We start from the raw sequence: 12,656 nt of genomic DNA on the forward strand, positions 1-12,656 counted from the left end.
GTAATTTCTTTAGGCTGTGAAAATAGTAATTAAAACATTAATTTTACTAATACCTTAATATTTTAACAATTCTTTCCTTGAAGATTCTGTAAAAAGAACACTTCTTTTTGTATCAAATGCTGAAATATGTGTAATGTTTTGCTGTTCTGAATTCCAATCTACCAAAATAGTGTTCGAAATTTCAAGTGTTTTAAACTTATCTATATCCTTAATTCTGGAATAACAGACCAAAACATCATCAGCTTCTACTTCTTTAGACAAAAAAGTTATTGTTTTTGATTGCCCATTTACTTTAATCAGAAAGTGTTCTGATAAATATTTTTTTAATAATTCAACATCTGCCGGAGTTTCTTTGCTTGTACCAACAAATGTTTTTTTGTGATACTTTTTCTCCATTGCATTATTTAAATCATCAATAAAAATGCGGGAAGTAATTTGCAGCATTTTCTTTTCTGCCGCATAATTTACCTGAAAAACACCAACATAAAATTTATGAAAAGCAAATGCCGAAGACAATACAAACAAAACTCCCAGCAAAGGGAAAACTAACTTTTTTTTCATTTTTGAGTAGCCTCAGCTTTCTTAAATTCTTTATTCTTATTAATCATAAAATCCATTAACTGAAATTTCTGATCTGGATTTACCAAGTCTTTAGAATGCGGATCGTTTGAGCAATACATTAAGAAAAGCTCTACTTCATCATCTTTTAGATTAAGCGTTTTAGAATAAAAATCTTTTGTAAAATTATCTTTAGCGTATTCTACAAAAGCAATATCGGTAACTTCTTCCTCTCTTACTTCGTCTTTTTTACTCAAAAGTTTTTTGACATCTTTAAAGATTCGCACAAAGTCAGTTCCATACTTTATAGTCTGATCAGAAAGCATTGCATTGTTTTTTGCAGTAGACTGTTGATCGTCTTCAAACTGCATATCTACATATTTCTGCGAACCGCCTTGTAACGCTTTTACTTTTAATTCTTTATGAACAACAACTTCTTTAAGCTGATTATTAACTAAATCTAATTTTACTTTTAAAAGGATCTCAGCACAATCTTTTTCGGTTAAAACTATTTTTTTTGATTGAAATGTAAGGCCTGAGAATAATAAAGTATCTTTTGGCTGTGCAACAATATCAAATAAACCGCCAGAACCAATAAATGTCCTAACATTAGCATTAATATTCATTACATAACCACTTTCTATGGCTAAAAAATCATTTATAACCTGACCGTGTAATGGTTTCCTGAAACCGTTTTGCCCTAATACAATTTGACAAAATAAGCATACAACGAGTACTCCTAATTTATTTTTCATTTTCGAGAATTGTTAGATATTTTCTTGCTAGATCTGTGATTAAAAACATACTCATTGTTTTGTTTTTGATATTCAAAGATACAGCAAAATCAGCATCATCCACACAAAATAATTGAAATCCTTTAATATCATCAACTGGAATTTTCAATCTATCTGTATAATAATTCTCCTCAAAAAGGTATTCCAATTTTCTAAAAAGCGCTTCTTTTTTCTCTACATTCACCTCTTTTTTTAGCATCGAAGTTCGTCCCGAAATCGCATTTAATAACTTATCTACAGAAGTCGAAGTTGCTGTATAAACTTTTCGTTCTGCAGGCGTATATTTTTTTTGTCCGTACGGAATAATTCCTAAATTCTCAGCCGTTATATTCGCGTTTTCATTGACAATTACTTCTTTCAACTCCACTTCCTTAGCCGTCATTTTTATAACTAAAGAATTGACAGTCAAATCTTCTGCCGATATTCTTCGTTTAACAGGGTCTAAGTTTACAGCAGAAAAAACCAAAACGTCTCCTTCATGCACTGCAATCGAAAAATTACCTTCAGAATCTGAAACTGTAGCAGCTTGCGTGGCATTATTTATAATATTAACCCCTTCAAGCGAAGTCGATTGTTCTTGCACTCTTCCCACCAATAACTTCAAATCTGTTTTTTGTCCAAAACCAATCTGAACAAAAAAAAGAAAGACAATAATCGATATAATCTTATTTACCCTCACCAGCAATCATTTCTTTATATTTTACAGCCAATTCTCCTAAAAGAAATTCTGTAGAAGTTTTATTTTTAGAATTCAAAATCACCGTAAACTTATCATTTTCTATCGCATAATATTCAAATCCCTTTACATAATCTGCCGGAATTTTTAATCGGTCAATAAAATGATCCAGACTAAACATATTTTCTAGAAGTCTCATGAAAAATTCCTTTTTCTCAACCGCAACTTCTTTCTTAAGCATAGCTGTTCTTCCTGAGAAAAAATTCAGTAGCGGATCTGCAGAAATAGAACCACCGGCCATTGACCCTGCATTTGCTGTAGCATTTAACGCAGTCGCCGTCTGTAATTTACGTTCTGCTGCAGTATATTTCTTTTGCCCCATAGGAATTATTCCCAAACTTTCGGCATTAATATTATCATACCGTTTTACCACAACCTCTTGCAATTGATACATAATCATAGTAAGATTAACGGCAAAATTAAGATTTGAAAAATCTTCTTGTTTCAGCATCACTCTTTTTTCTTTAAAGCTTATTGAAGAAAAAACAAGAACATCCGTTGGTTTTGCCAAGATTGAAAAAGATCCAGACGCATTTGTTGTTACTGTTTCTTCTGTTTGCGCATTAATGACATAAATACCATCCAAATCCAAAGTGCTTGAGACCACTTTCCCATTGAAAGCAGAACGATCTTGACTTTGAGACCAACAAACCTGGCCCGCGACCACAATTAAAAAACAAGTAATTTTCTGAAACAAAATAAAATAAACTAGAAATATTCTTAAAACGGTAAAAATATCTCAAGTCCTTCCAAATTTAATACTAATGACTTCGTAAAAATATGTTAATTAAAACATTAAAAACTTAGACAAAAACAGAGTTTTTAATATCTTTAACAAACAAAATTTGAGTTTAAAAAATCATGAAAAGCGTTATTATTGCAAGCACCTCTACTTTACACGGAGGCAAATACTTAGAATATATTTTACCTACTTTAAAAACACATTTTAAAAACTGTAAAACCATCTTATTCATTCCATATGCGCGTCCTGGCGGAATTTCCCATGATGAGTATACCCAAAAAGCTGCGGAGGCTTTTGCGAGCATCAACATTGATGTTAAAGGAATTCATGAATTTGAAAATCCGCAAGATGCTGTAAAAAATGCTGAAGGAATTTTTACAGGCGGAGGCAACACGTTTTTACTAGTTACCCAGCTTTATAAAAATAATATTATGCAGTTACTTTCTGAAACTGCAAAAAATGGAACTCCGTATTTAGGATCAAGCGCAGGAAGCAATATTTGCGGTTTGTCAATGCAGACTACCAATGACATGCCTATTATTTATCCTCCAAGTTTTCAGACTTTAGGATTAATTCCATTTAACTTAAACCCACATTATCTGGATGCCGATTTGCAATCTAAACACATGGGAGAAACTCGCGAAACAAGAATCAAAGAATTTCATGCGTTCAATTCGATTCCGGTTTTAGGTTTAAGAGAAGGAAGCTGGCTTGAAGTAAAAGGCGATAAAATTACTTTGAAAGGTTCTTTATCTGCGAGATTGTTTAGACAAAATCAAGAAGCGCAAGAATTAAAATCAGAAAGCGACTTAAGTGATTTAAAGTAAAATCCAATTTTAAAATTCCAAATTCCAAAATTAAGTCAACATAATAAATACAGAATTGGGATTTGGACCCGAGCGATAGCGAACAGGCGAAGCAATTTTAAAAATATTGGAATTTACGTTTAGTCTAAAAACAAAAAAGCCTCAAACAATGTTTGAGGCTTTTGAAGAGCGAAAGACGAGGCTCGAACTCGCGACAACCAGCTTGGAAGGCTGGAGCTCTACCAACTGAGCTACTTTCGCATTGGTTGTGCAAATATAGAAAGAAAGTTCAGTTAAAAACAAGCTTTTCGGCAAAAAAAATCAATAAAAAACAACATTTTTTTATAACTTATTTAAAATTAAAAAGTTATAAATGCAATATTTTTTCAAAAAATCATGATTACAATTAGAGAAATTACATCAAAAGAAACTTATGCTGTTCGCCAACCTGTATTAAGAAAAGGAAAACCTATCGAAAGTTGCGTGTTTGAAGGCGATGATTTAGAGTCTACTCATCATTTTGGTTTATTTGAGGATGAATATTTAATAGGAATTATTTCATTATTTGATAAAATCAACACTATATTTGCCGCACAAAATCAGGCGCAAATTCGTGGGATGGCTGTTTTAGGTACCCATCAAAAAAAGGGGTTTGGAGAGGCTTTGGTAAAACATTGCGAAACCTATTGCAATGAAAATCAAGTGGATCTGATTTGGTTCAATGCAAGAACAGCCGCCGTAGGCTTTTATCAAAAAATGAGCTACCAAACAGTAGGCGAAGCGTTTGATATTAAAGATGTTGGCGAACATTATTTGATGTTTAAAAAATTATAATATGAAAAAAATCTACTTTTTAGTAGTAATATGTATTCTTGTGGGCTGCAAAAAAGAGCGCCCTGAAATCACACCCATTGTCAAAAAAAAGGTGCCAGCAATTATACTTACTGATGAGAGAAAAGTTGAAATAGATACTGCAACGATAAACGTTTTTAAAAGCGAAACGTTGAAACAATTTTACATTGCATCTGAAAATCAAACGGTTTGGGGAAATCTTAAAAAGAGAGCTTTTGTTTTATCGCAATTAGAAAAATCTGAAGAACTAGGCTTAGAACCAGAAGATTACAAAATATCTCAGCTGAAAAAATTTGAAAGCAAAGTGACTTCGCTTAGCGATAAAGATTTGGCTGCTTATGACATTTTACTGACTTATAATTTTGAGAAATATTTAAATCATATTTATAAAGGAAAGCTAGACCCTAAAAAATTATATACCAATTGGGATTTGGACGCGAAGGAATTTGATGTAAATTCTGTTTTAATTAAAGGATTCAACAAAAACAAATTGGACAGCGTTGTTGAAAACCTTCAGCCTAAAACACAAATTTACAAAGAGCTGTTAAAAGCACTTCAAATCATAAACACTTTTTCAGATGATCATGTAAAACCGATTGAAGCTGCTGATAAAATCGTTTTAAACGATACCAATCCTGCCTTAATAAACATCAAAAAAAGGCTTTTGTATTGGAACGACATGTCAGGAAAGGACAGTCTAACAACAATTTACAATCAAAAAACTTTTGAAGCCGTTAAAAGATTTCAAGAAAGACATGGCTTAGCTTCTGACGGCGTTATCGGAGCAGGAACTATTCGTGCTTTAAACTATTCTAAAGAAAGCAGAAAAAAACAGATAATTGCCAATTTGGAGCGTTGGAGATGGTATCCGTCAGAATTGGCTGAAAATTATTTTATTATAAATATTCCCGATTACAGCTTAAACGTTGTTGAAAATCAGGACACCACTTTGGTTCGAAATGTTGTAGTAGGAACTAGCAAAAGAAGAACACCTATTATTACATCTTTCTTAAAAACGGTTGTTTTTAATCCGACTTGGACTGTTCCTCCAACAATTTTAAAAGAAGATGTCGTTCCAGCAATGAAAAGGAACCGAAATTATCTCGCCAATAAAAACATTACGATTTATGATACTTCTGGAAAGGTAGTTTCCCCAATGGCATGGAATGAAAACAAACCTAATAATTATCGATATGTACAAAGTCCCGGCTCTAATAATTCGTTGGGATTAATGAAAATTTTGTTCCCAAACCATCACAGTGTTTATCTGCATGATACCAATCACCGTGGTGTTTTTGGACGTAATAATCGTTCTATGAGCTCTGGATGTGTGCGTGTTGAAAATCCATTAGAACTTGCACAACACATATTAGATGTTGACGGAAACTGGCCTCAAGACAGAATCGACACAATTATTGCAAGCAAAACAACGATGAGTTTTAAGATTACCAAAAAATATGCTTTATACCAATGGTATTGGACGGCATGGAGCAAAAAAAATCAGCTCATTTTCAGAGCTGATATTTATGATTTAGATTCGGATTTATATGATCAATTAAGAAATTAACCTCTCCTCCATCGAAAAGCTTCTAGATGGATGATAGATATATAAACACGATTTGTCTTTTATTAATTGAATAATTTCATTTGTCAATTCAACTGGAACTGCAGGACAGCCCTGACTTCTGCCTAATCTTTTATGATCTCTGATGAAAGATTCAGACACATAGTCTGCACCGTGCATTACAACGCCTCTTTCACGAGCATTGTCGTTTACACCATTTTCTAGGCCATCTAAACGAAGTGAAGCACCATGTTTTCCTTGATAAATTTCGCCAGTTGCATAAAATCCTAAACTACTTTTAAATGAAGAATTAAGATTTGAAAATGCTGAAGCAAATTCTTCACCAGTATTTCTTCCGTGAGCGACAAGAGAATTAAATAAAATAGTATTGCTAGTTAAATCAATCACCCACAAACGTTTGGAGTTTGATGACAAACTAAAATCAATCAGTGTTAAGATATTTTTCTTAATCACTCCTTTTTCTTTCAACAAATAAAATCCTTTTAAAGCTTCCGAAAAAGTTTTAAGTTCGGGCATTTTAAAGTTGTTTGAATTTAATGAATTATAAACGCTCTCGATTTTAGAATCTACTGTAACTTTTTCGACTTTAGCAATCGCTTTTACAGTGGCATTTTTTTTAAGGTCGGGTGTGCTTTTTGAATCTTTTCCAAAAGACAACAGCAAAAACACAAATAGCGGATAAATTTTGTAAATCATTGAATTTCTTTAGGTTAAACAAAAAATTTGGGTATCACAAAAATATAAAAAAAACACGCCTTGCAAAATATAAGCCTGATTTTCAGGCCTTTTTTACTTAAATTTTAACATAATTAACATAAAAATGCTTTTTCTGTAAGATTTTGCCTTACAGAAAAAATCACAACATTTTGGCCTATTTCTTAAAAAAAATGAAACAAAAATGGAAATCTTGAAACAAAAACTGTAACAAGTAGAACAAAATAGAGTCTATTTCTACTATAAAAAATACATTTGCATTTTATTTCGCATCAAAAAACCAATGAAAAAAATCCTATTCTTCTGTTTTCTAATATGCTCTGTATGGAGTTATGGCCAGAAAAAATCAATTCAGGCACAAGTAACTTCGAATACTATTTCTATTGATGGAAAACTAGATGAACCTGCTTGGGAAAATGTACCAGTTGCTACAGACTTTATAATGCTGGAGCCAGACAATGGAAAAGCTATTCCGCATGAAAAACGTACAGAAGTAAAAGTCCTATATAATAATGATGCCATTTATATTGGTGCAATGATGTACGATGATGAACCTTCTAAAATTTTAAAGGAAATCTCTCAGCGTGATAATTTTGGAACGGCAGATCTATTTGGTGTTTTTATAAACGGCTTCAATGACGGACAACAGGATTTTATGTTTTACGTTTCTGCAGCCGATGTTCAAGGCGATTGTATCATGACCGATGCCAATGGTGAAGATTATTCTTGGGATGCGGTTTGGATCAGTAAAGCTGCTATGGCAGAAAATGGATGGGTGGTTGAGATGAAAATTCCGTACTCGGCGTTACGTTTTTCAGGAGAAAACAAACAAATCTGGGGAATCAATTTCTTTAGAGAAATTAAACGTGACCGTTATAAATATACTTGGAATTTTGTCGACAGAAAGATTGGCACTTTTACACAGCAGGCCGGAACTTTTGAAGGAATTGAAAACATCAAACCTCCTACTCGATTGTTCTTTATGCCTTATGCATCGTATTATTTAAATGCTGCCGAGGGACAAAAAACATACGGAACAATTAAAGGCGGAATGGATATTAAATATGGTATAACAGATGCTTTTACAGTTGATGCTATTTTAATTCCAGATTTTGGACAGACAAAATATGACGATCAGATCTTAAATCTTGGCCCTTTTGAACAACAGTTTAACGAAAACAGGGCATTCTTTACAGAAGGAACAGATTTGTTTAGTAAAGGAAATATTTTCTATTCTAGAAGAATTGGTGGCACTCCATCAATCGATCCAACATTAAATGAAAATGAAGAAATTACCGAATTGCCCGCCGCAGTAAATTTAGTTAACGCTTTAAAATTATCAGGAAGAACAAAAAACGGACTTGGAATTGGGGTTTTAAATGCTGTTACAGAAAAAACTTTTGCTACCATAAAAAATACAGAAAATGGCGAAACAAGACAAGTAATTGTAGAGCCACTCACCAATTATAATGTATTGGTTTTGGATCAGCGTTTTAGAAAAAACTCATCGGTTACTTTTATTAATACCAACGTAACTCGAAATGGCCATACTAGAGATGCAAACGTAACGGGTCTAGCTTGGGACTTAAACACAAAAGCCAATACTTATAGTTTATTTGGAAACGTAAAATACAGCCACATTAATGATCTTCAAGATAAAAATGGCTTTTATTCTACTGTAAGTTTAGCCGAAACCAGCGGAAATTACAGATATAGCATAGGTTCTGATTTTGTTACTAAAGATTATGATCCGAATGATCTTGGGATTAATTTCTATACCAATTATTACAACTTTTACGGAAATGCCAATTATAGAATTCTAAATCCAACTAAACGTTTTAATACATTTAGAATCAATTATAATATGTATACCGAATTCAACAAAGAATCTGGAAAACTGCAGGACAATAGTGTTAATGCGAACTTAAATCTAACTACCGTAAAAAATAATTACTACGGAACCGGAATCACTTTTTATCCTATAGAAATTAATGATTATTACGAACCGCGTGCCGACAACAGATATGTAATAATTCCGCGAAAAATAGAAACTTGGGGAAGCATTTCAACCAATTACAATCATAAATTTGCGATTGACCTAAATGGAACACTGAATGTATTTGACGAATCGGAGCGTATTATTTATGGTTTTGATATTGGCCCGAGATATCGTTTCAGCGATAAACTTTTACTGACTTATTTCTTTAGTTATTTAAGAAAAAATAACAATAAAGGTTACATCGATCAGATTGATGCCGACGATAATGATGCCACTCCAAATGATATCATTTTTGCCAACCGAAACGTCATTACGTATTCTAACACTTTAGGAGGCAAGTACGCCATAAACAGTGCCATGACTATAAATCTGGCCGTTCGCCAATATTGGTCATATGCAGACAATAAAGATATTCTGACTTTAGAATCAAACGGAAATCTAAGTCCGTATCCACAATATACGGACAACAAAAATTCAAGTTTCTATTCTTGGAATGCCGATTTATCTTATTCTTGGTGGTTTGCACCTGGAAGTCAGCTTTCGGCCCTGTACCGAAATAATGCTGCTAATTTTGAACGAGTTATTGATAAAGATTACAGACACAATGTGGCAGGATTATTAAATAATGATGCCCTAAAACATATCTTTTCTATAAGTGTCAAATACTTTATTGACTACAATGCCGTCAAAAATAAAGTCAGAAAAAGAGCTTAGCGTGAATTAATTTTAAAAAATAAAGGCTTCTTTAATTAAATCAATATTTTTTTTTATAGTTCATTTTATTAAATATAAATGTAACATTCCTCAGGTTTCAAACTTTAGAAATGCCTTATATTTGTAGAAAACAAAAATGTAATGAACAAGAAAGTTATCCTTATGATTTTAGATGGTTGGGGAAAATCTCCTGACCCTAAAGTATCTGCAATAGACAATGCAAATGTTCCTTTTATAAACAGTCTATACAAAAATTACCCAAGCGCTCAACTTAGAACTGACGGATTAAATGTTGGTCTTCCAGAAGGACAAATGGGAAATAGCGAAGTTGGACACATGAATCTTGGTGCTGGAAGAATTGTATACCAAGATTTAGCCAAAATAAATTTAGCTGTAGAACACAAAACTTTAGCAAAAGAGCAAGTTTTAATTGATGCTTTTACTTACGCTAAAGACAACAATAAAAAAGTACACTTTTTAGGATTAGTTTCAGATGGTGGTGTTCACTCACATACTTCACACCTTCGCGGATTAATCGATGCTTCTCAAGAATATGGTTTAGATCAGGTTTACATTCACGCTTTTACAGACGGACGTGACGTTGACCCTAAATCGGGAGGAAAATATATTCATGATTTACAAGATTATATTAAAGATACTCCAGTTAAAATTGCTTCTATTATTGGGCGTTATTACGCAATGGACCGTGACAAACGTTGGGAACGTGTAAAATTAGCTTACGATTTAGTGGTAAATGGCGTTGGAACTCCATCAACGAACGCTGTTGCAAGTGTTTTAGACAGCTACGCAAGAGACGTAACAGATGAGTTTATCGAACCAGTTGTTATTGTTGATGAAAATGCAAAACCTCTTGCTACAATTGTTGAAGGCGATGTTGTGATCTTCTTTAACTTTAGAACAGATAGAGGACGTGAACTTACTGAAGCGCTTTCTCAGCAAGATTTCCACGAGCAAAACATGCACAAACTAAACCTATATTATGTAACATTGACCAACTACGACGAAACGTACCAAAACGTAAAAGTAGTTTACAATAAAGATAATATCACTGAAACACTTGGTGAGGTTTTAGAAAAAGCAGGCAAAAAACAAATCAGAATTGCGGAGACTGAGAAATATCCTCACGTAACATTCTTCTTTTCTGGTGGTAGAGAAATTCCTTTTGAAGGTGAATCAAGAATCTTAAGAAACTCTCCAAAAGTAGCAACTTACGATTTGAAACCAGAAATGAGCGCTTATGAATTGGCTGATGCTCTTGTTCCAGAATTGAACAAAGGCGAAGTTGATTTCGTTTGTTTAAACTTCGCAAATGGTGATATGGTTGGGCACACAGGAATTATGGAAGCTGCAATTAAAGCTTGTGAAGCTGTTGACGCTTGCGCGAAAAAAGTTATCGATGCTGCTCTTGCAAATGATTACACAACAATCGTAATTGCCGATCACGGAAACTGCGAAACCATGATTAATCCTGATGGTTCTCCAAATACTGCCCACACAACAAACCCAGTGCCGATTATTTTAGTTGACAAACAATTAAAAAGCATTCAAGATGGTGTGTTAGGTGATATCGCTCCTACTATTTTAGAATTAATGGGAGTTCAGCAGCCAAATGCAATGACTTGTCATTCGCTTTTGTAGAAAATTTAAAACCATAAAAGTGATATAAGTTCATTTAAACGGAACTTAAAAAAATCTCGCAAAGACGCTAAGTCGCAAAGAATATTAAACTTTGCGTCTCTGCGTCTTTGCGAGAACTATTTTATAAATACTCTTATTGTCATCCTGAGCGAAGTGGAAGGCTTATGAAACGTAAATGGGCTTCGACTTCGCTTAGCCTGACAACCCAATATTTGGAAATGTTTTTTATCAAACAATAAAATAATGATAAATCTGCTCCACTCCATAAATAATAAGCCCAATAACTCCACCAACTAAAGTTCCATTGATTCTGATGTATTGAAGATCTTTTCCTATTTCCAATTCTAATTTTTCTGAGACTTCTTTCCCATCCCAACTTTTTACGGTTGACGAAATCAAATCTCCAATTACTTTTTTGTTATTTAAAAGGACCGATAACAAATCATTTTTTATAAAACTGTTGATTTTATCAATCATAACAGGATCTTCCTTAATTCCGTTTCCGAAAGTTTGAACTAAATTTGAAATGCTATTTTTTATCGAAGAATCATCGCCTTTGTTCAAATCGTTTGTAATAGACAATTTTATTTCATCCCAAATTCCGTTGATGTAATCTTGAACTTCTTTTTTTCCAACGAAACCTAAAATCATATCATTGATTTTAATTCTCATTTCTTCGGAGTTTTTTACTTTCTCCAAAAAATTAAAAATATATTCGTCAATTTTTAAACGAACGGCACTTTCAGGCTTTTTAGCTTCATTTAAAAAATCCTGCAAACCATTAAAAACACCTTCTGTGATGCTTTTATCTGCCAATCCGAAACTTAAAAGCGGAGTCGAAGCTTTTACTTTTTGCCTGATTAAATCTTTATTATTGGTCAATTCGGCACTCATAACTTCGAGAAGGTTCGTCAGCATTTGATTTTTTAATTCTCCTTTTTGCAAAGGTTCCAAAGCAACAGCAACCCAATTTCCGAAATTAATTCCTTCTATTTTTTCTTTAAATTGAACCTGAATAAATCTTTTGACATCTTCGTCTTTTATTGTTCGTAAAATTCCGGGAATAATATTTACGGCAACAACATTTGCTATTTTATTGGCATTTTCTTCGTTTGAAATCCAATCTGAGGCTTTAACAGCAAAATTAAATTCGTCCAATTTAACCTCCATTTTTTCGCGATTCAGAAATTCTTCAGAAACAAAATTTCCAAGATTTTCTCCTATTTCATTTTTCTTGGTCGGAATAATCGCTGTGTGCCAAATCGGGATTCCCATCGGATGACGAAAAAGTGCCACAACCGCAAACCAATCGGCAATTCCTCCAACCATTGCCGCCTCACTAAAAGCCTGAAGTATTGGAATTTTAAAATAAATGGCAATTATAAAAAGAAGCACCGCAAAACCCAAAAGCGACAAAGCTGTTGCTTTCATTTTCTTTAATGCTTTTACTTTAGCTATATCTTGATCTGTTGAAATTTCCATAATTATAAACATTTG

At 33.2% G+C, this 12,656-nt stretch carries 11 protein-coding genes and 1 tRNA gene; 5 read left to right on the forward strand and 7 right to left on the reverse strand.

Translation table 11 applies throughout. The annotated features are described in order from the left end of the window. Positions 1–54: 54 nt before the first annotated feature. The 4 genes from AC3Y25_RS14085 to AC3Y25_RS14100 are packed head-to-tail and all read right to left on the reverse strand — an operon-like array spanning position 55 to position 2,755. Positions 55–561 (reverse strand): DUF6702 family protein, encoded by a 507-nt coding sequence (locus AC3Y25_RS14085; protein ID WP_250834028.1) that lies wholly within the window; start codon positions 559–561, stop codon positions 55–57. Beyond that, positions 558–1,313 carry a BamP family beta-barrel-assembly machinery protein gene (bamP, locus tag AC3Y25_RS14090; RefSeq protein WP_095928559.1) on the reverse strand — a complete coding sequence of 252 codons (756 nt, stop codon included), beginning with the start codon at positions 1,311–1,313 and terminating at the stop codon, positions 558–560. The genes AC3Y25_RS14085 and bamP overlap by 4 nt, the downstream gene beginning before the upstream one ends. Beyond that, positions 1,303–2,031, reverse strand: a complete 729-nt coding sequence (locus AC3Y25_RS14095; protein ID WP_489903168.1) for a carboxypeptidase-like regulatory domain-containing protein — start codon at positions 2,029–2,031, stop codon at positions 1,303–1,305. The genes bamP and AC3Y25_RS14095 overlap by 11 nt, the downstream gene beginning before the upstream one ends. Continuing rightward, the gene (locus AC3Y25_RS14100) at positions 2,018–2,755 is read right to left on the reverse strand and encodes a carboxypeptidase-like regulatory domain-containing protein (RefSeq protein WP_489903169.1); all 738 of its coding nucleotides are present in this window, start codon (positions 2,753–2,755) and stop codon (positions 2,018–2,020) included. The genes AC3Y25_RS14095 and AC3Y25_RS14100 overlap by 14 nt, the downstream gene beginning before the upstream one ends. 194 nt (positions 2,756–2,949) lie before the next feature. On the opposite strand from AC3Y25_RS14100, the gene pepE reads away from it, so the two are divergent. Continuing rightward, a complete protein-coding gene (pepE, locus tag AC3Y25_RS14105) occupies positions 2,950–3,657 on the forward strand; it encodes a dipeptidase PepE (protein WP_489903170.1) in 708 nt (235 codons plus the stop codon). Between the two features lie 167 nt (positions 3,658–3,824). Here the strand turns inward: pepE and AC3Y25_RS14110 are convergent. Next, positions 3,825–3,897 (reverse strand) — tRNA-Gly (locus AC3Y25_RS14110). 135 nt (positions 3,898–4,032) lie between these two features. Between AC3Y25_RS14110 and AC3Y25_RS14115 the strand changes: the two genes are divergently transcribed. Then, positions 4,033–4,470, forward strand: coding sequence for a GNAT family N-acetyltransferase (locus tag AC3Y25_RS14115; protein ID WP_489903171.1), 438 nt, complete (start codon positions 4,033–4,035; stop codon positions 4,468–4,470). Position 4,471: 1 nt separating this feature from the next. Beyond that, the gene (locus AC3Y25_RS14120; protein WP_489903172.1) at positions 4,472–6,055 is read left to right on the forward strand and encodes a L,D-transpeptidase family protein; all 1,584 of its coding nucleotides are present in this window, start codon (positions 4,472–4,474) and stop codon (positions 6,053–6,055) included. Here AC3Y25_RS14120 and AC3Y25_RS14125 read toward each other — a convergent pair. After that, positions 6,044–6,769 carry a murein L,D-transpeptidase catalytic domain family protein gene (locus tag AC3Y25_RS14125; protein WP_320492789.1) on the reverse strand — a complete coding sequence of 242 codons (726 nt, stop codon included), beginning with the start codon at positions 6,767–6,769 and terminating at the stop codon, positions 6,044–6,046. The genes AC3Y25_RS14120 and AC3Y25_RS14125 overlap by 12 nt on opposite strands. A 301-nt stretch (positions 6,770–7,070) precedes the next feature. Here AC3Y25_RS14125 and AC3Y25_RS14130 point away from each other — a divergent pair, with 301 nt between their 5' ends. After that, on the forward strand, positions 7,071–9,500 hold the full coding sequence (locus AC3Y25_RS14130) for a DUF5916 domain-containing protein (protein ID WP_489903173.1): 2,430 nt from the start codon (positions 7,071–7,073) through the stop codon (positions 9,498–9,500). Positions 9,501–9,641: 141 nt separating this feature from the next. Next, the gene (gene gpmI / locus AC3Y25_RS14135; protein WP_250834037.1) at positions 9,642–11,159 is read left to right on the forward strand and encodes a 2,3-bisphosphoglycerate-independent phosphoglycerate mutase; all 1,518 of its coding nucleotides are present in this window, start codon (positions 9,642–9,644) and stop codon (positions 11,157–11,159) included. A gap of 228 nt (positions 11,160–11,387) precedes the next feature. On the opposite strand, the gene AC3Y25_RS14140 is transcribed toward gpmI, so the two are convergent. Further along, positions 11,388–12,641 (reverse strand): DUF445 domain-containing protein, encoded by a 1,254-nt coding sequence (locus tag AC3Y25_RS14140; RefSeq protein ID WP_379796270.1) that lies wholly within the window; start codon positions 12,639–12,641, stop codon positions 11,388–11,390. Positions 12,642–12,656: the final 15 nt, after the last annotated feature.

The sequence above is a fragment of the Flavobacterium sp. LK-23 genome (assembly GCF_058135255.1).